Here is a 23025-nt window from a genome sequence, read left to right as displayed (position 1 = left end):
AAGGGGGCCGAATAAGGGGCCAATATTGGGGGCCAATGCGGGGGGCCAATGCGGGGGGCAATGCAGGGCCGGCGCTGGACCGGCCCTGGTACTGCGGAATTTACGAAGCGGTGTTCTTGCCGTAAGCGTCGGCGTCGAGCAGGCCGTCGATCGCGGCGGCATCGGCCGGCTTCATCTTGAACAGCCACGCGTCATAGGCGTTGGCGTTGATCGCTTCCGGCGAGCCGGCCACCGCGTCGTTGACGGCGACGACTTCGCCCGACACCGGAGCATAGATGTCGGAAGCGGCTTTCACGGATTCCACCACGGCGGCATCGTCGCCCGCCGTGTAGCTGTTGCCGACTTTCGGCAGTTCGACGAACACGATGTCGCCCAGCGCGTCCTGCGCGAACTCGGTGATGCCGACCGTGATCGTGCCGTCGTCTTCCTTGCGGATCCACTCGTGGGACTCGGTGTACTTCAGCTCTGCGGGAATGTTGCTCATGTGTTGCTCCAGATTGGTTATGTTATTCAGGGGTCAGGCGACGAGGATTTTACCGTTCCGCACGAATGGCAGCTTCACGACGGTGGCGGCCAGCTTCTTGTCGCGGATTTCCACGTGCACGGTATCGCCCAGCTGCACGCCCGTCGGCACGCGCGCCAGCGCGATCGCCTGCTGCATCGTGGGGCTGAAGGTGCCGGAAGTGATCTCGCCCGTGGCGCCGTCCGCGGCGATGACTTTCTGGTGCGCGCGCAGCACGCCGCCTTTTTCGCGCAGGATCAGGCCGACGAACTGGGCGTTCTGGCCCTTGGCCTGCAGTGCGGCCTTGCCGACGAAGTCGCGCTCGGAGACCAGGTCGATCGTCCATGCCAGGCCGGCGTCCAGCGGGTTCACGCCGTCGTCCATGTCCTGGCCATACAGGTTCATGCCGGCTTCCAGGCGCAGCGTGTCGCGCGCGCCGAGGCCGGCCGGCTTCACGCCGGCGGCAGCCAGCGCATTCCACAGCGCCTCGGCCTGCGTGGCGGCCACGCCGATTTCAAAGCCGTCTTCGCCGGTGTAGCCGGTGCGCGCCACCATCGCTTCGCCGAACGCGGTGTCCTTGACGATGGCCACATTGAATGGCTTCATCTCGGCCGTGGCTTCCTTCGCCTGGGGGATCAGTTCCCACACCCTGGCGCGGGCGTTCGGGCCCTGCACGGCGATCAGGGCCATGGCATTCGCGGGGTTGTCACGACGTTGCGTGATGGTCAGGCCGGCCTGCCACTCGTCGCTCTTCGCCTGCATCCACGCCACGTCCTTCTCGGCGGTGCCGGCGTTGACGACCAGGCGGAACCAGTTTTCGGTGAAGAAATAAACGATCAGGTCGTCGATGACGCCGCCTTCGGGATTCAGCATGCACGAGTACAGTGCCTTGCCGGAGACCTGGAGCTTGTCGACATTGTTCGCCAGCAGGCGGCGCAGGAAGCCACGTACATCAGTGCCTTCGATATCGACGACGCACATGTGGGCCACATCGAACATGCCGGCGTCGCTGCGCACGGCGTGGTGTTCCTCGATTTGCGAACCGTAGTTGACGGGCATGTCCCAGCCGCCGAAATCGACCATGCGGGCGCCGAGGGCGCGGTGGGCTGCGTTGAGGGGAGTGGCTTTGAGCGTCATGGGGCCTCGGACTTCGGTTGGGGTTAACAGCACAACAGCCAGGCAATGGCACGCATCGGCATGCATTGGCACGGAAGAAGCGGGCAGCGCTTTTCCACTGTTGTTCGTTACCCCTCTGTCCTCGGTACCTGAGAGATAGCGGTTCGACGCATCGATCCCGCACGCCCCTTCGGTGGGCAAGCTTACCGGTTACCGTGCAAGCGTGCCGCTCTCCAGAGTTTCGGCCGCGCGCACATTGCTGGCGCTGGCGACCCCTGACCGGTCCTTGATGCCTGAGAGTTTTTGGGTGATGCCCCTTCGGCGGCAGCTGGCGCTGCGCTCTCCCGGTCGAGGATCGGGACTATAAGTTAAGTAGAAGGGGGTGTCAATCTGGCAGGTGCGTGAGCGTCCTGCCTCCATGGTGGCAGCGGGCGGGACAAGGCACCGCATATCGCCAGGCCGGCCAGCAGGAAAGCTTGGCCGACGCTTGCACGGACAGTTTGTCTTGGTCATATGAATGGAGACGTCCTGGCAGGGCCATCAGCGCCGGGCCTGAGCTGAAGCATTCAACCGCGCGCACCGGCATGGCGCTGCAACCGCGCTTCGACGCTACTGCCGCACTTTCCCGGCACTTTTCGTTGCGGCTTTCCGCAGACCCGGTTCCGCCGTGGCAGCGCGAACGCTGGCCAGCTTGACGAACCCGTCCTGCAGCCGCTTCTTCAACACCGGCTTGAGCCGGTCGCACGCCCCGTTGAGCACGGCGATCGACAGGAACGACAGCACGAAGATGACGGGAAAGCGCAGGGTGCCCAGACCCGCTGTCGCACTGGCCACTGCCAGGAACTTCAGGATCGGGAAGTGGAGCAGGTAGATGGCAAAGGTATATGCCGATGCGGCGCGTACTGCACGCCCGCTGACCCGCCACACCGCGTCGAACGTCGGTGCCAGCGTGATCATGGCGAGCACGTGGAGCGATACCAGGAGCCCAAAAACAAGCCTGTACAGCACATGGCTGGATGGACCCAGCATCCGCGCCGGTTCCTCCAGCGCGGCAATGGTGTATGCATGCCATTGCGCTTTGACCCCCGTCAGTACCAGCAGCAGCAGCCCGCCCGCGCTGGCGATGGCAAGCATCGCGGCAGCTGGGCGCGTCAGCCGGAATTTGCCGCTGAGCGCGTAAGCCGCCACGCCAAGCAGCCACACCGGCATCAGGAGCAGGATCTTCGGCCCGCAGATCAGGCAAACCAGCGATACGGCAGCGATCTTTCGGCCGCGACCAGGCACATACTGTGCCGCGGCATAGATCATGTAGTACCAGAATTCATATCCCAGCGACCAGAACGGCGTATTCGACAGCGGCCGGAGCGCGGAAAACCAGAGCTCATTGGCAAACACCAGGCTGGCGGCGATGCTCCACGCACCGTTCTTCATCGATGCGGCATATTCATCAGGATCGAGCGCCGCGCCGGCAAGGTCCAGCACCACCGTGGCCAACAGCGCCGGCAGCACCACGCTGTACAGCCGCGAAAACCGCGCGGCCAGATAGTCGGCCGCCCGGAATTCACGCGTCGCCACGACATGCGCAATGACGAATCCGGACAGCACGAAAAACACCGTTCCCGCCTCGGCGCCGAGACCGGACAGGTACCAGAGGCCCGGCAGGCCATCCGGTATCAGGTAGTTGGCATGAACGATGAACAGCAGCAGCGCCGCGGCAAGGCGCATGACATCCAGATAGAGGGAGGTTGACTTGTTCATGGCGGCCCGCCGGGAGGGAAGTGAGTCACCCAAGTTACAACCGGAAAGCCTTGGTGAATTTGCGTTGGCGCACCGGGGCGGGGGACGTGCTTCTCGTTGTCGTGGAACGTGCCCTGGGAACTACATCATGGATTGCCACGCCAGGCGGCGACCGTTATGCACCACGCTGTACCAGTCGAATTTGCTTATGGAAACTATGGACAATCTTGCGCTATCGCAGAGTCATGTGACTAGCAGCAACGCCTTGCAACACCACCCGCGCCCGGTCGTGCGGCCCGAAAAAGGGTGGTGCGCTAGAATGGCGAACACCGTTCTTTGAGGGTAAAAAAACATGAGCGAGGATAAGCAAAAGCTGGATGGCGCGGCGTGGTTCACGCTGTCGGGAGATGTGAACAGCGATATGGTGCACCGCGTGTTCGAGGCGGTGGCGGACATGACGGAAGATGGCGTGGAGACTGCCCACATCCTGCTGCAGTCGAACGGCGGGTATGTCAGCGACGGGCTGTGCCTGTACAACTACCTGTCGAACCTGCCGATCAAGGTCGTGATGTACAACGGCGGCGCCGTGGCATCGATCGCTGTGATCCTGTTCCTGGCGGGCGAGGAGCGCTATGCCAGCGAGACCGGGCGGTTCATGGTGCACAAGTCGCATGCCAGCGCGCCCTCCGGCGCCCGGCCGGATGCGCTGCGCATCATTGTCGAAGGTTTGCAGGCCGACGATGCGCGTACCGAATCGATCCTGCGCCAACATGTGCAACTGTCGGAAGAACACTGGCTCGTGCATGCCCACGCCGACCTGCACCTGACCGCGAGCGATGCGGCGAAAGTCGGGCTGGTCAACGAGGTGCGCAACTTCCGGCCGCCGAAAGGCAAGCGGGTCACCAATATCTGACCAGGCCAGCAGCGCAAAACAGGGCAGGGTCACAGGGCAGGGGCACAAAGCGGCACTACGGGACTGAACCCGGGGGCCGAATCGGGCAGGCACGAGAAAAGAGCTTGGAACGGCGCTACCTTTCCAAGCCCTTCTCATGGGGAGGCATCCCGTTGCGGATGCCGGTAGTCTGGCCGCCGCGCGCCTGCGCTCGTACCCGCGCCCTTGCTGGCGTCCTGGTTTGCGCCCTGATTGGCGTCCTTACTTGCCGCGCGAGCTGGACTTCTTGCTGTCGTTCTTGTGGCTTTGACGGCCGGCCTCGGCGTGCTGCTCCGGCGTGCCGCCCTGGGTGCCGCCTGAGCGGGAACCCTGGTTGCCGGACTGCTTCGAGCTGCCCGAAGAGGAAGAACCCTGCTTGTTGCCACCACTTTTCTGATTCGAAGCCATTTTGCTTTCCTTTCGATTGGAGAGGGGAACACGGGGCCGAACGCGCATGGGCGAAACCGTTTGCACTTCGGTGCGCTGGGGTTTCCCGGATGCGACTCCGGTAGCGAAATGATGCGTTTTTGATCAGCCCTCGGATATCGGAATTAGCCGTCTGCCCCTGTAGGACAAGGCCTTGCAGCACAAGAATAAAGCTCGACAATACAAGGACTTGCGAGCTCTGCCGTGGCGGTACGCCACAAATGCAGCGATACTTTCCGGGCTGCTATTGCTTTGTGGAAAGTGTGTGGCAGAATGGTGGCTTCGATCACCCGGCCGCGACCATGTCCACTTCCACCCCATCCCCGATGCCACCGAGGGCCGTCAGCCCGCGGCACGCGGTGCTGGAAGAAGCGATCGGCATCGCGCTGCGGCAGGCTGGCGCCGGCTTCGCCGCATTCCGCGCGCAGCTCGCGACGCGCCTGATGGAGCCGGGCCAGCCACCGGCGGACGCGCGCCACCGCATGCGCGCCGCCGGCCTGCTGCACGACCGCGGCCATGCGCTGCTGCCGCTCGTGACCGGCGCGCTGGAGCGGGCACTGCGCGATGAGTTGGCCCAGCTGGCGCCGCAGCCGCGCGACGTGGAGCAGCCGCTGGCACTGGTGCCTTACGAAGAGATGGACCAGCGCGTGGCCCTCGCCGCCAGCGCCCGGCCGTTCGATGTCGCACATGCCGATGCGCTGGCCATGCTGAATGCCCGCCTCGCGCAGCTGTTCGAACGCCATGCCCTGCGCAGCAACCCGTTCCGGCCGGAAGTGTTCCTCGCCGCGCTGCACCAGGCGTGGGCCGGCTTCGACGGCGAGGAGGGCAGTGCGGCCGCCGTGCTGGGACTGGTGCAGGTGGACTGCTTCCACGACCTGGGCGGCATTTACGCTGCGCTGAACGGTGCACTGGAACGGCATGGCGTGCTGTCGCTGCCGCCAGGCCGGCCGTGGGCACGGCAGGGTATCCGGGAACAGGCACACGACGCCCGGCGCGAAGCCCGGCTGGCCAGCCAGTTGCGGGCGTTTTTCGGGCAGGCCGGAGCGGAGGATGCGCCATTGCACCCGGCGTGTGAATCCGCGCAGGGCCCGGGCGGCGCGCTGCCTCCCCATCTGCTGCACTGGCTGGCGGGCGTGCCACATGGCGATGGGACAAGCGCCGTTCCGCTGTCGTCGCTCAAGCGCAATGCCCCGCAAGGCATGCTGTCGCGCGCCGACGAGGGCGCGATCGACCTGCTGGGCGCCGTGTTCGATACCGTGTCGGCGGACCAGGCGATTTCATCGGAAAGCCGCGAGCTGCTGCAGCTGCTGCAACTGCCGTTGCTGAAGGCGGCGCTGGCCGACAAGGATTTCTTCTTTGACGCGGCGCATCCGGCGCGCAAGCTGCTCGAACTGCTGTCGCGCATGGGCTGGGAGCGCACGCTGCGCGGCGCGGGCCGGCGCGACGACCGCCAGTTCCAGGCCATGCGCCGCAGCGTCGACCTTGCCGCCGGCGACGACGAGGCGGGCGTGGCGGCTTTCACCCGGGCGGTGCGCGAGCTGGAAGCGGCGTTGAAGCAGGAGGAGGCGGATGCCGCCGCCGCGCTCGCGGTGCCGGTGGCCGCCGCGCTGAAGCAGGAGAGGACGGCCACGGCCCGCCGCGCCGCCCGCGACGCCGTGGCGCTGCGCGTCGGTACCGGCGAAGTGGTGGCCGTGGTCGAGGCCTTCCTGGAAAACAAGTGGACCGACGTGCTGACGGTCGCATACAGCATCGATGACGACAAGCCCGGCGCCGTGCGCCACGCCACGCAGGCGATGGACGACCTGCTGTGGAGCGTTCGGCCGACACTGGCTGGCGACGAACGCAGGCAGCTGATCGCCAGGCTGCCCGGGCTGCTCGCCACGCTGAACCGGTGGCTCGATGTCATCCGGTGGCAGGATGCCGAGCGGCTGCGCTTTTTCGCCGAACTGGCCGACTGCCACGCGTCCATCGTGCGCGCGCCGCTGGACATGTCGGCCGAGCGGCGCATCGAACTATCCATGCAGGCCGCGCAACTGGCCGCCGAACGCCGCCTGGCACGGGCGGCCGAAGCGGAACGGCCGGTCCCGTCGGCGTCGTCGCCGGCGCCGGAAGAGGAACTGGCCGGCCTGGCGCGCGGCACCTGGTTCGAATTCGCGGAGGAAGGCGGGCCGCGCAGGGTGAAGCTGGCATGGATCAGTCCTCTTCGCACGCTGTACATCTTCTCCAATGGCGCGCGCGAAGAAGCGTTCTCGCTGCCGGCCGAAGCGCTGGCGCAACGGCTGCACGCGGGAGCGGCGACGGTGCTGCATACCGACGGCGTCGTGGTGCGAGCGCTGTCGCGGGCGCTGGCGGTCAACGATCCCGCCGCCGACAGGGATACGGCCGCCGCCTGATCGCCACCCGGCATGATCGAACTGGCAAGTTTAAGAAGAATCTAATGTGGAGCCTCTACTCTGCCGGCTCCGCTGCAGGCACTGCAATTGCCACAAAAATTGCAATAAGGCAATTGTTTGTGGTATAAACGGTGCGGCTAAACAAGAGGAAACGAATCGATGACGATGTTGTGGATGGCGCTGTCGGCGCTGGGAGGCATGAGTGTGACGGGGCCGCTCGGCATCGCCGTGGCCGTCTGGCTGCTGGCCGGGCGCACATGGCGCCTGTCGCTGTCCTGGTGCCTGCTGTTCGGGATCGGCATGCTGCTCGTCGTCGCCACCAAGGTGGCCTGGTACGGCTGGGGCATCGGCATCCCGGAATGGAAGTTTGCCGGCCTGTCCGGCCACGCGATGCGCGCCTGCGCCGTTTATCCCGTGGTTTTCTACTTGATGTTTTTGAAGGCGCGGCCGGCCGTCCGTCATGTGGCGCTGGCCGTGGGCGTGCTGCTGGCCGGGCTGATCAGCCTTTCGCGCGTTCCGGTGCTGGCCCATTCGATGTCCGAGGTGCTGCTTGGCGGCGCCGTGGGCCTGGCGGTGGCCGCCGCCTTCATCGCAACCGCGCGCAGCGAGCAGCCGGCCGTCGTCGGGCGCATCCTGGTTGCGCTGTGCCTGCCGCTGGTGGCAGTGATGCCGTTCACCAAGCCGGTGCCGGCCGAGCAGTGGGTGCGCGAGGTGGCCGTTCACCTGTCCGGTAACGAACCGGTCCAGCACAAGTGGAAGCTGGAGCCGGACCGCAAGCGCGTGCTGCACATGAGGCAGGCCATTTAGCAGCGAACGCAATAGTGCGATTTTGTCCAGAGCCGTTGCGCGCGATGGTATGATAAGCGCCTTTGCAACCAGCCTGCCGGGCAAAGTTCATTTTCCTTCGTGCGTCTATCATCCATTAAATTGTCGGGATTTAAGTCGTTCGTCGATCCTACCAATTTCCAGGTGCCGGGGCAGCTGGTAGGCGTGGTAGGGCCGAACGGCTGCGGCAAGTCGAACATCATCGACGCGGTGCGCTGGGTGCTGGGCGAATCGAAAGCCTCCGAGCTGCGCGGCGAATCGATGCAGGACGTGATCTTCAACGGTTCCACGCACCGCAAGCCGGCCGGCCGCGCGTCGGTCGAACTGGTGTTCGACAACCACGACGGCAAGGCTTCAGGCCAGTGGGGCCAGTATGCCGAGATCGCCGTCAAGCGCACGCTCACGCGCGACGGCACGTCCACCTACTACATCAACAGCCAGCCGGTGCGCCGGCGCGACATCCAGGACATCTTCCTCGGCACCGGCCTCGGGCCGCGCGCGTACGCCATCATCGGCCAGGGCATGATCTCCCGCATCATCGAATCGCGGCCGGAAGAGCTGCGCGTGTTCCTCGAGGAAGCCGCCGGCGTCTCGAAGTACAAGGAGCGCCGCCGCGAAACGGAAAACCGCCTGCACGACACACGCGACAACCTGCTGCGCGTGGAAGACATCCTGCGCGAACTGACCGGCAACCTGGAAAAGCTCGAAGGCCAGGCCGCCATCGCCCTCCGGTTCCACCAGCTGCAGGCCGAGCAGGATGAAAAGCAGAAGCTGCTGTGGCTGCTGCGCCGCAACGAGGCGCAGGCCGAGCAGGCGCGCTGGTTCGCCGAGATGCTGCAGGCGCAGACCGACCTGGAACGCGATACCGCGCAGCTGCGCAACGTGGAGCTGACGCTGGAACAGATGCGGCAGGCCCACTTTGCCGTCGGCGACCGCCTGCACACCGCGCAGGGCGCCCTGTACCAGACCAATGCCGACATCGGCAGCCTCGAAGCGCAGATCAAGTATGTGGTGGAATCGCGCACGCGGCTGCAGCAGCAGCTGGCCACCCTGACCGCCCAGCGCGACCAGTGGGAACGCCAGGCCGGGGAGTACCGCGGCCAGGTCGAGGAAGCGGAATTCAACCTCGAGGAGCTGGCCGCCAAGGTCGAGGAATCGCGCATGCTGGCCGAGCAGAAGGCGGAACTGCTGCCGCTGCTGGAAGCGGAGTGGCGCGCAGGGCAGGAAAAGGCAGGCGAATCGCGCGCCCGCATCATGCAGGTGCAGCAGCAGCTGGAGCTGGAATCGGCGCACCAGCGCAATGCATCGAACATCCTGTCCGGCCTGGCGACGCGGCGCGAACGCCTGCAGCAGGAAAAGAACGGCCTGGCGATGCCGGATGCTGCGCACCTGGAAAACCTGCGCTATCAGCTCGAGGAAAAGCAGCAGGCGCTGGAAGAAGTGGGCATGCAGCTGGAAGAAGCGCTGGAACAGCAGCCGCGCCTGGAAGAGGAACGCCGCTCTGCGCAGGCCGCCGTGCAGGCCGAAACGGCGACCAGCGCGCAACTGGAAGCGCGTGGCAACGCGCTGCGCCAGTTGCAGGAGCGGGTGCAGACACAGGGCAAGGTCATGCCCTGGCTGAAGAAGCACGGCCTGGAGGAGCTGCCGCGGCTGTGGCAGCAGTTGGCCATCGAACCGGGCTGGGAAGCGGCAGTGGAATCGGTGCTGCGCGAGCGCACCGGCGCCTTGCAGGTGTCGAACCTGGACTGGGCAAAGCACTTCATGGGCGACGCGCCGCCAGCCAAGCTGGCCTTGTTTGCGCCCGTCACCAGCGCGCCGCCGGCGGCCGCGCCGCTGGGCTTCAAGCCGCTGCTCGACCTGTTGAAGCTGAACGATCCCGGCCTGCGCGGCGTGCTGCAGGACTGGCTGCACGGCGTATTCGTGGCCGAGGATACGGCGCAGGCGTTTTCCAGCCGTGCGCACCTGCCGGCGGGAAGCTGCTTCGTCACGCGCCAGGGCCACGTGATCACCCAGTCGAGCGTGCGTTTCCATGCCGCCGACTCGGAGCAGGAAGGCATGCTGGGCCGCCAGCAGGAGATCGACAACATCGCCAAGCAACTGCGCGCCCAGGCCATGCTGGCCGAGGAAGCGCGCACCCGCGCGGTGCGTGCCGACGCGGCGCTGACGAACCATGCGCGCCTGCTGGCCGAGCTGCGCCAGAAAAACGGCGCGCTGACCTCGTCCGTGCATGCCTTGCAGCTGGACGTGGTGAAACTGTCCGAGATCGAGGCGCGCTTCGCCCAGCGCAGCACGCAGATCGAGGGCGATCTCGCCGAAATCGCCGCGCAGGAAGCGGAGCAGGCGCAGGCCAGGCTGGAATCGGAAGAAAAGTTCGAGCAGCTCGACCTGGAACTGGCCGAACTGCAGGGTGCGCACGAGGAAGGGCAGGAAGGCTTCCTGCGCGTCGAGAGCCGCCTGGCCGACGCCCGCGAGGCGCTGCGCGACCTGGAACGCCGCGCGCAGGAAGCGGAGTTCGCGGAAAAATCCGCGCGTAGCCGCATCGACGAACTGCGCCGCAACATCGCCACCGCCACCACGCAGGCCGCCCAGGTGGCCGAGAGCCTGCGCGCCGGCGAGCTGGAACTGGCCGGCCTGGAGTCCGGCAGCGCGCACGAGGGCCTGCAGGAACTGCTGGACCGCCGCACGCAGCAGGAACGCGCGCTGGCCGATGCGCGCCATGAGCTGGACCAGGTCAGCCAGCAGTTGCGTCACGCCGAAGAGGCGCGCATGACGGGCGAACGCAGCCTGCAGCCGCAGCGCGACCGCATCACCGAGATGCAGCTGAAGGAACAGGCGGCGCGGCTGAACCAGGAGCAGTTCGCCCAGCAGCTGGCCGAAGTGCAGGCGGACGAATCCGCGCTGGCCGCCAGGCTGCAGCCGGACATGAAGGCGCAGTACCTGCAGGCGGAGGTGACGCGGCTGACCAACGCGATCGCCGCGCTGGGCGCCGTCAACCTGGCCGCGCTCGACGAACTGGCCCAGGCATCCGAGCGCAAGAATTTCCTGGACGCGCAGAACCGCGACTTGCTGGAAGCGATCGGCACGCTGGAAGACGCGATCCAGAAGATCGACAAGGAAACGCGCGACCTGTTGCAGGAAACGTTCGACAAGGTCAACGGACACTTTTCCGAACTGTTCCCCATCCTGTTCGGCGGCGGACAGGCTAAACTGATCATGATGGGCGACGAGATCCTCGACTCCGGCGTGCAGGTGATGGCGCAACCGCCGGGCAAGAAGAACGCGACGATCCACCTGCTGTCGGGCGGCGAAAAGGCGCTGACGGCAACGGCGCTCGTGTTTTCGATGTTCCGCCTGAATCCGGCGCCGTTCTGCCTGCTCGACGAAGTCGATGCACCGCTGGACGACGCCAACACGGAACGTTTCTGCAGGATGGTGAAGCGCATGTCCGACCAGACCCAATTCCTCTTCATCTCGCATAACAAGATCGCGATGGAGATGGCCACTCAACTGATCGGTGTGACGATGCAGGAGCAGGGCGTATCGCGCATCGTGGCGGTGGATATGGAAGCCGCCGCCAATTTCGCTACCGAGGCAAAAGCAGCATGACAGATTTTCAGACCAGCTTGATCGCGGCCGCCGGCGTATTCGTTGCCGGTGTATTCATCTATAACAAGTGGCAGGAGCACAAGGCCAAGAAGAGCGTCGAGCGGGCCTTCGCGTCCGAACACGACGATGTGCTGATGCGCACCGAGGAGCCGGCCTTCGATGCCGCCGGCCTCGAGCCCTCGCTCGATCGCGCGCATGCGCCGGTACACGTGCATGCCGATGTGCCCGTGCAGGCGCCGGTCCATGCGCCGGCCGGTGCGCGGGCGGAACCGAGCTTCACGCTGGGCGACGTGCCGATGGTCGATGCCGGTTCGGGCGCCTACGGCAAGCCGCCGCACGAGGACCCGGTGGCGCCGAGCGTGGTGGCCGACGACGTGCAGCGTGTCGAGCCGTCGGCCGGCGTGCCGGAAGACTCGGTCCAGCCGGCGGCTCCCGTTGGCGCCGCACCGGCGGCAGCCGCGGCACCCGTGGATGCACCTGAACCTGCACCTGCATCTGCATCTGCCCCCACCCCTGCACCCGCTCCTGCGCCGGCCCCCGCGCCGGTTGCCGAACCGGTGATGCCGGCGGCGGTGGCGCCGTCCGAACTTGCCACGGCGGCGCTGGTCGATCCGCTGATCGACTGCCTGCTGCCGCTGGACATGGCGGCACCGATGCGCGGCGAGAAATTGCTGCCGGCGCTGCACAAGCTGCGCCTGGTCGGCAACAAGCCGGTGCATTTCGTGGGCCTGGCGGTGTCCGGCGACTGGGAAGCGATCCGTCATGGCGTCGTCTACACGAAGCTGCAGGGCGGCGTGCAGCTGGCCAGCCGCACCACGGCCTTGAACGAACTGGAATACTCCGAGCTGGTGACGCGCCTGCGCACCGTGGCCGACGAGATCGGCGCCGAGCCGCAGATCCCCGACATGATGGAAGTGATGGCCGAGGCGCGCAACCTGCATCGCTTCGTGGCCGCGCACGATGCCCAGCTGGGCGTGAACCTGGCCGCCAACGGCGCGCCGTGGGATGTGACCACATTGGTCGGCGCGCTGGAAAAGCAGGGCTTCGACCTGCGCCCGGACGGCCGCTTCGTGATGCCGGACGGCGAGGGCGGCCAGCTGTTCACGCTGTCGACCAACGTCTCGCCGGCCGAGGAAACCACCGGCCGCCTGACGCTGCTGCTGGACGTGCCCTGCGTGGTCCCGGCCCGCGACGGCTTCGGCGCCATGATCTCCTGCGCCAGGTCGCTGGTGCAGCGCCTGGACGCGATCATCGTCGACGACTACAACCAGCCGCTGTCCGATGCGTCGATCGCGGAGATCGCCGGCCAGGTGAAGGAGTTCTACGCCGACATGGAAAGTTCCGACATTCCAGCTGGTTCCACGCGCGCGATGCGGCTGTTCAACTGATTCCAGGTATTCAGGCAACATGAGCGAAGAACTGCAAAGCCCCGCCGAGCGGGCCGCATGGCTGACGGCGGAACTGAACCGGCACCTGCACGCCTACCACGTGCTCGACGCGCCCACCATTCCGGACGCCGAGTACGACAAGCTGTTCGCCGAGCTGCAGCAGCTCGAACAGGACCACCCCGAGCTGGCGCTGCCGGATTCGCCCACGCAGCGTGTCGGCGCGCCCCCGCTGGGGCAGTTCGCCGCCGTCACGCACGTGGTGCCGATGCTGTCGCTGAACAATGGCTTCACGGACGAGGACATCGAAAACTTCGACCGCCGCGTGCGCGAGGGCCTCGATGCCCCGCAGATCGATTACGCGGCCGAGCTGAAGTTCGATGGCCTGGCCATCAACCTGCGCTACGAGAACGGCGTGTTCGTGCAGGCCGCCACGCGCGGCGACGGCTATACCGGCGAGGACGTATCGGCGAACATCCGCACCATCAAGTCGATCCCGCTGCGCCTGCAGGGCAACGACCTGCCCGCGGTGCTGGAGGTGCGCGGCGAAGTGCTGATGTTCAAGGCCGATTTCGCCGCCATGAACGAGCGCCAGCGCGCTGCGGGCCAGAAGGAGTTCGTCAATCCGCGCAATGCCGCCGCCGGCGCGCTGCGCCAGCTCGACTCGCGCATCACGGCGCAGCGCAAGCTGCGCTTCTTCGCCTACGGCATCGGCGAACTCGTTGGCGCGGACATGCCGGAAACCCACTCCGGCCTGCTCGACTGGTATGCGGAGCTGGGCCTGCCGGTGAACCGGGAGCGCGCCGTCGTGCAGGGCAAGGACGGCCTGCTGGCCTTTTACTCGCGGGTCGGCAGGGCGCGCCCGGCGATGGCGTACGAGATCGACGGCGTCGTCTACAAGGTCAACCGGGTCGAGGACCAGCGTACCCTGGGCTTCCGGTCGCGCGCGCCGCGCTTCGCGCTGGCGCATAAATTCGCCGCCGAGGAAGCGCTGACCACCGTGCAGGCGATCGAAGTGCAGGTCGGCCGCACCGGCGCCATCACGCCGGTCGCGCGGCTCGTGCCGGTGTTCGTCGGCGGCGTCACTGTCACCAACGCCACGCTGCACAACGAAGACGAAGTGCGCCGCAAGGACGTGCGCGTGGGCGATACCGTCATCGTGCGCCGTGCCGGCGACGTGATCCCCGAAGTGCTGGCGGTGGTGCTGGACAAGCGCCCGGTGCCCGAACCGGCGGCCTACGTGCTGCCGAACACCTGCCCGGTGTGCGGCTCCCACGTGGTGCGCGAGGAAGGCGAGGCGATCGCCCGTTGCTCCGGCGGCCTCACGTGCGCGGCGCAGCGCAAGGAAGCGATCCGCCACTTCGCCGGCCGCCGCATGATGGACATCGAAGGGCTGGGCGACCGCTACATCGACAGCCTGGTCGAATGCAGCCTGGTGCACGGCGTGGCGGACCTCTACAGGCTGACGCTGGACGACCTGCTGCGCATGAAGCTGGCCGCGGACGAACGCGACGGCACCACGCCGGAGACCGTCAAGCAAGGCAAGGTCGCCACCCGCTGGGCCGACAACCTGCTTGCCGCGATCGAGGCCAGCAAGAAGCCGCCGCTGGAACGGCTGCTGTTCGCGCTGGGCATCCGGCATGTCGGCGAATCGACCGGCAAGACACTGGCCGAGTGGCTCGGCAGCTTTGCCCTGGTGCGCCGCGCGCCGGCCGCACTGCTGCGCGTGCTGCCGGACATCGGCGGAACCGTGGCCGAATCGATCGCCGACTTCTTCGCCGAAGAGAAGAACCAGGCGGCAATCGACGCGCTGCTGGCCGCCGGTGTCGCGCCGCAGGGCGAGCACGCGCCGAAAGCGCAGCTGCGCGAGAAGCTCGACGAAGTGGCGCTGCTGGCCGCGCTGGGCATCCCGAAGCTGACGGAACCGCGCGCCAGGCAGTTGCTGGCCGATGGCATGACGCTCGAAGCGCTGGCCTTCCTGAAGGTATTCAATGTGTTCGGCCTGCCCGCCACCGTCGCCGCGTCGCTCGAGGAGTGGATGGCGTCGCAGGCGAACCGGGACACGCTGATGGCGCTTGCCGCGCTGCGCGCCGAACTGCTGGCGCAACTGCCGGAGACCGCGGCGGAAGCGGAAGAGGGACCGATGTCCGGCAAGACCTTCGTCCTGACCGGCACGCTGCCGACCCTGTCCCGCGATGCCGCGGGCGCGATGATCGAGGCGGCCGGCGGCAAGGTTTCCGGCTCCGTCTCGAAAAAGACCTCGTATGTGGTGGCCGGCGCGGACGCGGGCAGCAAGCTCGCGAAAGCGGAGGAACTCGGTGTCACGGTGCTGGACGAGGCCGCCCTGCTGACACTGCTGGGGAAATAGTTACCCAGAACCGGGGTCTGACCCCAGTTTTTGGAAACATGCAAAAGCCGAGGAAGTGGGCGTTACGATCCTGGACGCAGCAACCTGCTGGCAATGCTGGGCAAACAATTACCCAAAACCGGGGTCAGACCCCGGTTTTGGGAAACATTTTTTTGAGAGAAAAACTGGATGAACCAGATCCGTAAAGCCGTTTTCCCCGTCGCCGGCCTCGGCAGCCGCTTCCTGCCCGCGACCAAGGCGCAGCCGAAGGAAATGCTGCCGATCGTCGACAAGCCGCTGATCCAGTACGCGGTCGAGGAGGCGGTGGCCGCCGGCATCACGGACATGGTGTTCATCACGGGCCGCAACAAGCGCGCGATCGAGGATCATTTCGACACGGCGTACGAGCTGGAAGCGGAACTGGAGGCGGCACAGAAGCAGCAACTGCTGCAACTGGTGCAGAACGTGATCCCGAAGAATGTCAATTGCATCTACATCCGCCAGTCCGCGCCGCTGGGCCTGGGCCACGCGGTGCTGTGCGCCCGCCCGATCGTCGGCAACGAGCCGTTCGCCGTGCTGCTCGCCGACGACTTCATGGATACGCCGGAGGGCGTCCGCCCGGTGCTGGCGCAGATGACCGAACGCTACGAATTCGAGCGCGCCAGCCTGCTGGCGGTGCAGGAAGTCCCCCGCGAGAACACCCGCCAGTACGGCATCGTCAGCGCATCGCCGTACCGCGAGCGGCTGGAGCTGGTGTCCGGCATCGTCGAGAAACCCAGCCCGGACAAGGCACCGTCGACGCTGGCCGTGGTCGGACGCTATGTGCTGTCGGCACGCATCTTCGAGTTCCTCGAACAGGTGGGCAAGGGCGCCGGCGGCGAGATCCAGCTGACCGATGGCATCGCCGCGCTGCTCAGGCACGAACGCGTGCTGGCCTACCGCTACGAAGGCCAGCGCTACGACTGCGGCTCGAAGCTGGGCTACCTGAAGGCTACTTTGGCGATGGGCCTGAAGCACCCGGAAACGGGCGCCGAGTTCGCCGAATACGTGGCGCAGACGCGCGAGACGCTGTGACCGTCCGCGACATCCTCAAGATGGGCGACCCGCGCCTGTTGCGGCAGGCCGACCCGGTGCGCGACTTCAATACCCCGGCGCTGCACGCGCTGATCGCCGACATGTTCGACACGATGCACGCGGCGAACGGCGCCGGCCTGGCCGCGCCGCAGATCGGCGTCAACCTGCAGGTGGTGATCTTCGGCTTCAAGTCGAACGTGCGCTACCCGAACGCGCCGCAGGTGCCGGAAACGGTGCTGATCAATCCCGTGCTTACCCCGCTGGGCGAAGAGAAGGAAGAGGGCTTCGAAGGCTGCCTGTCGGTGCCCGGCCTGCGCGGCAGTGTGCCGCGCTACACGCGGCTGCATTACGAAGGCTTCGACCAGCACGGCAAGCCCATCTCGCGCGATGCCGACGGCTTCCATGCCCGCGTGGTGCAGCACGAGGTGGACCACCTGCACGGCATCCTGTACCCGGCGCGGATCGTGGATTTCACGAAGTTCGGCTTTACCAGCGTGATGTTCCCCGAGCTCGATCCGAACGACGACGATTGAGCGGGGAAGAACCCATCCCCCATCCCCGGTAAGCACTGCATTTCAATATGCGCCAACGATCATTGGCGCGACGGTGAATCTGTCGTAATATCCCGCCCAGCATTTGGTACCTAACTCAGCACCCAATAACAAATCCTGGATCACAAATCCGGGCCACCGGGAGAAACCAGGATGAGCCAACCCTCTTCGTCCAATCCACTAGAATTTTCGGTCCGGGGGATCCTCCTCGGCATCCTGATCACGCTGGTCTTCACGGCCGCGCAAGTCTATCTCGGCCTGAAAGTCGGCCTCACGTTCGCCACCTCGATCCCCGCCGCCGTCATCTCGATGGCGCTGCTGTCCGCCTTCAAGGATGCGACGATCCAGGAAAACAATATCGTGCAGACGATCGCCTCGGCTGCCGGCACGCTGGCGTCGGTGATCTTCGTGCTGCCCGGCCTGCTGATGATCGGCTGGTGGGCCGAGATCCCGTTCTGGCCCACCTTCGGTGCCTGCGCGATCGGCGGCGTGCTGGGCGTGATGTACACGATCCCGCTGCGCCGCGCGCTGGTGTCGCAGTCGAAGCTGCCGTATCCGGAAGGCGTGGCCGCGGCCGAAGTGCTGAAAGTGGGCACGCAGTCGCGCGCCGGGGCGCAGGAAGGCAAGGCCGGCCTGAAGGCCGTGGTGCTGGGCACGCTGACATCGGCGGGCTTTGCCGCGCTGGCCGGCGCCAAGCTGGTGTCGCACGAGGTGGCGTACTACTTCCGCTTCGGCAGCGGCAGCGCCGCCACCGGGCTGGGGGCATCGACCTCGCTGGCGCTGATCGGCGCCGGCCACCTGATGGGCATCACGGTCGGCATCGCGATGCTGGCCGGCCTCGTCATCGCCTGGGGCATCCTGGTGCCGATCCTCACGGCCGCCACGCCGATGGCCGCCGGCACGTCGATCGCCGACCACGCGCTGGGCGTGTGGAGCACGCAGGTGCGCATGATGGGCGCGGGCACGATCGGTGCCGCGGCGATCGTCACGCTGGCCACGCTGGCCAAGCCCGTGTTCGGCGGCCTGAAGTCGGCGCTGGACGCCTCGCGCGCGGCAAAGCACGGCGGCGCCGAGGTGCCGCGCGTGGAACGCGACATGCCGATCTTCATCGTCGGCCTCATCACCCTGATCGCGATGGTGCCGGCCGGCTGGCTGCTGTCCGCCTTCCTGGAAGGCGGCGTACTGGCGTCGATCGCCACCCCGCTGGTCATCGTCGGTATCGGCTATATCCTGGTCGCCGGCCTGCTGGCCGCGGCAGTGTGCGGCTACATGGCGGGCCTGATCGGCTCGTCGAATTCGCCGGTGTCCGGCATCGCGATCCTCACCATCCTCGGCGCCGCCACCTCGATCGGCTTCGTCGGCCGCGAAGTACTGGGCCCGGACACCGCGAAGGCGCTGATCGCGTTCGCGCTGTTCGTCACCACCGTCGTGCTGGCGGTGGCCGTCATCGGCAACGACAACCTGCAGGACCTGAAGACCGGCCAGCTGGTCGGTGCCACGCCGTGGAAGCAGCAGGTGGCGCTGATCATCGGCGTGTTCGCCGGTTCCTGCGTGGTGCCGCCGGTGCTGGACCTGCTCAATCACGCCTACGGCTTTGCCGGCGCGCCGAACCAGAACGCCATTTCCGACCAGCCGCTGGCCGCGCCGCAGGCAACCCTGATCTCCACGCTGGCGCGCGGCGTGATCGGCGGCGACCTGCCGTGGCACCTGATCGGCTGGGGCGCTGTCATCGGCCTGGTGCTGGTGGCGATCGACTTCTTCCTGAAGAAATCGAGCCATGGCAAATACAGCCTGCCGCCGCTGGGCGTGGGCCTGGCCGTCTACCTGCCGTCCGCCGTCACGGCGCCGGTGGTGGTCGGCGCGGTGGCCGGCTATTACTTCGAGAAATCCCTGCGTGGCAAGACCTACGGCGAAGCCGCTTCCCGCGTGGGCGTGCTGGTGATGTCCGGCTTCATCGTCGGCGAGAGCCTGTTCAACGTGGCGCTGGCCGCGATGATCGTGCTGTCCGGAACGGCCGAACCGCTGGCCTTCGGTGCCGGCGTCGAGGAATCGACCGGCATGCTGATCGCGCTGGCCGTGGCGGCCGCGATCCTCGTGAGCCTGTACCGCTGGGCCGCCAACTCGGCGCGCCGCATCGAGGGCTAACGAGCCGATGGCGCTGGCGGACATCCTGCAGGCCGGCGCCGCCGCCATCGCGCTGCTGGGTACTTTTCCCTGGCGCCTGCTGCTGGCCACTGCGATCTTTCTCGTAGTGGCCGAAGGCCTGATGTTCATTCCCCGCGCCGGCTTCGTGCTGAAGCTGTGCGTGGCATCCCTGCTGGCGGTGCAGTTGCTGGCCATGTTCCGCGTCGCGGCGCTCGGCGAGCCGCCGCCGCTGGCGATCCTGCTCGATGCTTCCTACCTGCCGCCGGCGTCGATGCTGGTGCTCTGGCTGTGCGCCCTGGTGCCGTTCGCGCTGGGCCTGGCGGTGCTGGCCGCCGCCGGGCCGCGATCCGGCGTCCGCTACTTCTTCGGCAACGTGCTGCGCGATGCGCCGCCGTCGCCGCGCGCCTTCCTGCTGTTCAAGGCCGTCATGCACGTGGCGGCTGCCGCGTTCACTTTCGTGGCGCCGGGCATCGTGCTGAAGGGCTACATCGGCTGGAACGCGCTGGAGCAGGGCCTGGTGGCCGCGCTGCTGTACTGGCAGGCACCGCTGGCGGTGCTGCTGCTGTCGGTCGGGTTCGACGCGTTCGCCACATGGCTGCCGAAGGTCATACCGGCCAGGACCGCCGGCATCGTCACGCTGGTCCTGCTGCTGTTCTTCGTGCTGTTCCTGTTTGCATTCACCTACACACTTTCCGCGGGAGCATTCGGCATATGAATCCAATCGCAGGTCACCGGCTGGGGCAGGGCACGTGGTACATGGGCGAAGATCCGGCCCGCAGGAACGACGAGGTAGCCGCGCTGCAATTGGGCATGGACCTCGGCATCACGCTGATCGACACCGCCGAGATGTACGGCGAAGGAGGGGCCGAGCGGGTGGTGGGCGCGGCGATCGCCGGCCGGCGCGACGAAGTCGTCATCGTCAGCAAGGTCTATCCCCACAATGCCGGACGCGCCGAGGTGCAGCGTGCCTGCGAGCGCAGCCTGGCGCGGCTGGGCACCGACCGTATCGACCTGTACCTGCTGCACTGGCGCGGCGGCGTGCCGCTGGCCGAGACGCTGGAAGGATTCGAAGCGCTGCGCGCGGCCGGCAAGATCCTGGCGTACGGCGTCAGCAACTTCGACACGGCGGACATGGAAGAAGCCCTGCGCGCACCGGGTGGCAACCGCATCGCCGCCAACCAGGTGATGTACAACCTGCGACGGCGCGGCATCGAGTTCGACCTGCTGCCATGGTGCCGCCGGCACGGCATTCCCGTGATGGCCTATTCGCCCCTTGAATCGGACCGGCGCGAGCAGCAGCGGCTGTTCGCCGATCCGGCGCTGCGCCAGGTCGCCGCCCGGCACGGCGCCACCCCCGCCCAGATCGCGCTGGCCTGGCTGTTCGCCCAGGAAGGCGTGACCGCCATTCCAAAAGCCGTGCAGCCCGAACACGTGCGCGCCAACCGTGCCGCGCTGGACATCGTGCTGGCGGCGGACGACCTGGCCGCGCTGGACGCTGCGTTCCCTCCGCCAGTACGGTCTGTGCCGCTGGATATCCTCTGAAACCGGTGACAGGCTCCGATCATCCGGAAATATTTCCAAACAATAGGTGCCTGTTACCGCGCGTTTCACCCCGCGTTCAATAGCTGTACGTGGCATAGATCGCCCCGGTGCCGGCGCGCGGGCGCTTCGTGATCGGGCTGTTGGCGGCGTCGCGCGTCAGCGCCGTGATGCCGACGGTGCCCGTTACCGCCCAGCGCGCGTCACCGAATATCGGAGCTCGCAGTGTCCGGCGCTCACATGAAGGAAACCTGAGCCGGACCTGAAGATTGCGTGAAGGCCGATCTTTAGCCTTTCTTCACATCCGGATGGTTTAATACCGGCCATGAAAATTCTGCTGATCGAAGACGACCTGGATCTCGGCAACGGCGTGCGCATCGCGCTGGCCGACCAGGGCATGGACGTGGTGTGGGTGCGCCACATGGCCGGTGCCGACGATTACCTGTCGGGCGACCGCTGCGACCTGGTGCTGCTGGATCTCGGCCTGCCCGATGGCGATGGCCTGCACCTGCTGGCGAAGCTGCGCCGCAGCCGCAGCGGTTTGCCGGTACTGATCCTGTCGGCACGCGATTCGCTGCCGGATCGCCTGCAAGGCCTCGATACGGGGGCCGACGATTACCTGGTCAAGCCATTCGAGCTGGCCGAACTGCTGTCGCGGGTCAGGGCGCTGGCACGGCGCAGCTACGGCTTCGACGGCGCATCGCTGGAGCTGCGCGGCCTGTGCCTGCATGTGCCCACGCGCCGCGTTGCCGTGGACGGCCGGCCCGTGGACCTGACGGCCAGCGAGTACGTGCTGCTGAAAACACTGATGATGCGCGCCGACCGGGTCGTCACGCGCCGCAGCCTGGAAGAACAGGCGCTGCCCGGCGCGCAAGCCAATGCCAGCAACTCGCTCGATGTGCACATGGCGAACCTGCGCCGCAAGATCGGCGAGGGGTATATCCGCACGGTGCGCGGCGTGGGCTACGTGATCGACCAGAACATCGACCAGGAGCGCGCCCGATGATCCGCGGCCTGCGCGATATGTTCGCACCGAGCCTGATGCGCCGGCTGCTGCTGGCCCAGCTGGCATTGCTGGCGTTGCTGTGGAGCCTGGCCGCGGGATTCGTGGTGTACGAGAGCGGCAGGGATGACGAGAGCCTGAGGCAGGATCGCTTGTTCGATGCGGTGCTGATCGTGGCCGACCAGCTGGCGGACCGGCCGGTGCAACGCAGTATCGCGCTCCGGCATGTCGAGCTGGCGCTGTCCGAGGATGTCGAACCCGCGCTGGCGTCGCGGCTCCTGCTGGTACTTGGTGCCGAGATCCTGTACCGCAGTGCCGACGTGCCGGCGAACCTGCGTACCGGCCGGCCCGGCGTCATCGAGCCGGTGACGTTCGACGGCAAGCAGTGGCGTGCCCGCACCAGGGTTTCGCCGCGTACCGGCTTGCGGATGACCATGATCGTGCCGGCCGACCGGATGAACATTTTCATGACGCTCAACTCGAAGGGCTACTACCTGCTGCCGCTGCTGATCAGCATCCCTTTCCTGGCGCTGCCGGCGTGGCTGTCGATCCGTGTCGCGCTGCGGCCGTGGAATGCGGTGGCGCGGGAAGTGGGTTCGCGCGGGCCGCGCGACCTGGCGCCGCTGTCGTTCCGGCCGCGCCACCGCGAGCTGCGCGCGATGGTGGAGAATATCGACGGCCTGATGCGCCGGCTGCACGAGGCCAGCACCCGCGAGCGCGCCTTCATCGCCGATGCCGCGCACGAACTGCGCACGCCGCTGGCGGCCATGCGCGTCAACGTGGAAGCGCTGCAGGCGCAGGCCGTGGAGCCGCGGCAGCGCGAACTGCTGGCCGGGATCGTCAGCGGCGTCACGCGTGCCGGGCGCCTGGTCGGCCAGTTGCTGAACCTGATGCGCAGCGACGCCGCCGGCGCCGAGCAGGCCGAAGCCGTGGCGCTGGATACCCTGCTGCAGGACCGGATGGCGGCGTTGTCATGCCTCGCCGATGCGCGGGGCGTGGAACTGGAACTGGTGGCCGAACCTGGCCTGGCGGTGCATGGCTGGCGTGAAAGCCTGACCTCGCTGATCGACAACCTGGTCGACAACGCCATCAAGTACAGCCCGGAGCGCGGCACGGTCGATGTGCGGCTGGCGCGCGAAGGCGGCTGCGCCGTGCTGACCGTGGCCGACGACGGCCCCGGCATCCCGCCCGCGCTGCGCGAACGGGTGTTCGACCGCTTCTACCGCGATCCGGCGCAGACGCAGGGCGGCAGCGGCCTGGGGCTGGCGATCGCGCTGGCCGCGGTGGTGCGGCACCAGGGGCAGATCGTGTTGGGAGAGAAGCAGGCGGGCAGCGGACTGCTGGCAAGGGTCCATCTGCCGCTGGTGGCATCGGAAGAAAACGGCAGAGCGTCGCTTCGGCGGGTTCCGGATATCTCCGCAAATGTTGCTTGAAAAAAGGGGTAC

General features: G+C 66.9%; 18 protein-coding genes and 2 riboswitches. Of the genes, 13 read left to right on the top strand and 5 right to left on the bottom strand.

Translation table 11 applies throughout. From position 1 onward, the window contains the following. Positions 1-100 precede the first annotated feature (100 nt). The 3 genes from gcvH to ACY34H_RS18220 all read right to left on the bottom strand — a co-directional run bounded on the left by gcvH (position 101) and on the right by ACY34H_RS18220 (position 3409). On the bottom strand, positions 101-484 hold the full coding sequence (gene gcvH, locus ACY34H_RS18230) for a glycine cleavage system protein GcvH (protein WP_464978884.1): 384 nt from the start codon (positions 482-484) through the stop codon (positions 101-103). A gap of 33 nt (positions 485-517) precedes the next feature. Then, on the bottom strand, positions 518-1639 hold the full coding sequence (gene gcvT, locus ACY34H_RS18225) for a glycine cleavage system aminomethyltransferase GcvT (RefSeq protein ID WP_464978883.1): 1122 nt from the start codon (positions 1637-1639) through the stop codon (positions 518-520). Positions 1640-1744: 105 nt separating this feature from the next. Continuing rightward, a riboswitch (glycine riboswitch) is annotated at positions 1745-1865 on the bottom strand. A 23-nt stretch (positions 1866-1888) separates the two neighbouring features. Next, positions 1889-1975, bottom strand: a riboswitch (glycine riboswitch). A 252-nt stretch (positions 1976-2227) separates the two neighbouring features. Next, positions 2228-3409 carry an acyltransferase family protein gene (locus tag ACY34H_RS18220; protein ID WP_464978882.1) on the bottom strand — a complete coding sequence of 394 codons (1182 nt, stop codon included), beginning with the start codon at positions 3407-3409 and terminating at the stop codon, positions 2228-2230. Between the two features lie 298 nt (positions 3410-3707). Between ACY34H_RS18220 and ACY34H_RS18215 the strand changes: the two genes are divergently transcribed. Continuing rightward, positions 3708-4268, top strand: coding sequence for an ATP-dependent Clp protease proteolytic subunit (locus ACY34H_RS18215; RefSeq protein ID WP_464978881.1), 561 nt, complete (start codon positions 3708-3710; stop codon positions 4266-4268). A 240-nt stretch (positions 4269-4508) separates the two neighbouring features. On the opposite strand, the gene ACY34H_RS18210 is transcribed toward ACY34H_RS18215, so the two are convergent. Further along, positions 4509-4694, bottom strand: coding sequence for a hypothetical protein (locus ACY34H_RS18210; RefSeq protein ID WP_464978880.1), 186 nt, complete (start codon positions 4692-4694; stop codon positions 4509-4511). A 320-nt stretch (positions 4695-5014) separates the two neighbouring features. Between ACY34H_RS18210 and ACY34H_RS18205 the strand changes: the two genes are divergently transcribed. From ACY34H_RS18205 to ACY34H_RS18160, 10 genes are all read left to right on the top strand, one after another. Beyond that, complete coding sequence (locus tag ACY34H_RS18205; RefSeq protein WP_464978879.1) at positions 5015-7105, top strand: DUF1631 family protein; 2091 nt, start codon at positions 5015-5017, stop codon at positions 7103-7105. A 159-nt stretch (positions 7106-7264) separates the two neighbouring features. Next, positions 7265-7912: a phosphatase PAP2 family protein gene (locus tag ACY34H_RS18200; protein WP_464978878.1), complete on the top strand. Its 648-nt coding sequence runs from the start codon at positions 7265-7267 to the stop codon at positions 7910-7912. 99 nt (positions 7913-8011) lie between these two features. Then, a complete protein-coding gene (smc, locus tag ACY34H_RS18195; protein WP_464978877.1) occupies positions 8012-11536 on the top strand; it encodes a chromosome segregation protein SMC in 3525 nt (1174 codons plus the stop codon). Next, complete coding sequence (locus ACY34H_RS18190) at positions 11533-12924, top strand: cell division protein ZipA C-terminal FtsZ-binding domain-containing protein (protein ID WP_464978876.1); 1392 nt, start codon at positions 11533-11535, stop codon at positions 12922-12924. The genes smc and ACY34H_RS18190 overlap by 4 nt, the downstream gene beginning before the upstream one ends. Before the next feature lie 19 nt (positions 12925-12943). Then, positions 12944-15289: an NAD-dependent DNA ligase LigA gene (gene ligA / locus ACY34H_RS18185; protein WP_464978875.1), complete on the top strand. Its 2346-nt coding sequence runs from the start codon at positions 12944-12946 to the stop codon at positions 15287-15289. Between the two features lie 168 nt (positions 15290-15457). Beyond that, a complete protein-coding gene (gene galU, locus ACY34H_RS18180) occupies positions 15458-16342 on the top strand; it encodes a UTP--glucose-1-phosphate uridylyltransferase GalU (RefSeq protein WP_464978874.1) in 885 nt (294 codons plus the stop codon). Continuing rightward, the gene (def, locus tag ACY34H_RS18175) at positions 16339-16875 is read left to right on the top strand and encodes a peptide deformylase (protein WP_464978873.1); all 537 of its coding nucleotides are present in this window, start codon (positions 16339-16341) and stop codon (positions 16873-16875) included. The genes galU and def overlap by 4 nt, the downstream gene beginning before the upstream one ends. A gap of 171 nt (positions 16876-17046) precedes the next feature. Continuing rightward, the gene (locus tag ACY34H_RS18170; protein WP_464978872.1) at positions 17047-19038 is read left to right on the top strand and encodes an OPT family oligopeptide transporter; all 1992 of its coding nucleotides are present in this window, start codon (positions 17047-17049) and stop codon (positions 19036-19038) included. A gap of 7 nt (positions 19039-19045) precedes the next feature. Beyond that, complete coding sequence (locus ACY34H_RS18165) at positions 19046-19753, top strand: hypothetical protein (RefSeq protein ID WP_464978871.1); 708 nt, start codon at positions 19046-19048, stop codon at positions 19751-19753. Then, positions 19750-20580 carry an aldo/keto reductase gene (locus ACY34H_RS18160; protein WP_464978870.1) on the top strand — a complete coding sequence of 277 codons (831 nt, stop codon included), beginning with the start codon at positions 19750-19752 and terminating at the stop codon, positions 20578-20580. Before ACY34H_RS18165 ends, ACY34H_RS18160 begins: the two co-directional genes overlap by 4 nt. Positions 20581-20656: 76 nt before the next feature. Here ACY34H_RS18160 and ACY34H_RS18155 read toward each other — a convergent pair whose 3' ends face one another. Further along, a complete protein-coding gene (locus tag ACY34H_RS18155) occupies positions 20657-20791 on the bottom strand; it encodes a MipA/OmpV family protein (protein WP_464979051.1) in 135 nt (44 codons plus the stop codon). A gap of 111 nt (positions 20792-20902) precedes the next feature. Between ACY34H_RS18155 and ACY34H_RS18150 the strand changes: the two genes are divergently transcribed. Further along, positions 20903-21583, top strand: coding sequence for a response regulator (locus tag ACY34H_RS18150; RefSeq protein ID WP_464978869.1), 681 nt, complete (start codon positions 20903-20905; stop codon positions 21581-21583). Then, on the top strand, positions 21580-23013 hold the full coding sequence (locus ACY34H_RS18145) for a sensor histidine kinase (RefSeq protein WP_464978868.1): 1434 nt from the start codon (positions 21580-21582) through the stop codon (positions 23011-23013). The genes ACY34H_RS18150 and ACY34H_RS18145 overlap by 4 nt, the downstream gene beginning before the upstream one ends. Positions 23014-23025: the final 12 nt, after the last annotated feature.

This window comes from Pseudoduganella sp. jia 9 (assembly GCF_055502615.1).
Note: the sequence above shows the minus strand (reverse complement) of the source record. Positions and strands in the feature narration are given on the sequence as shown.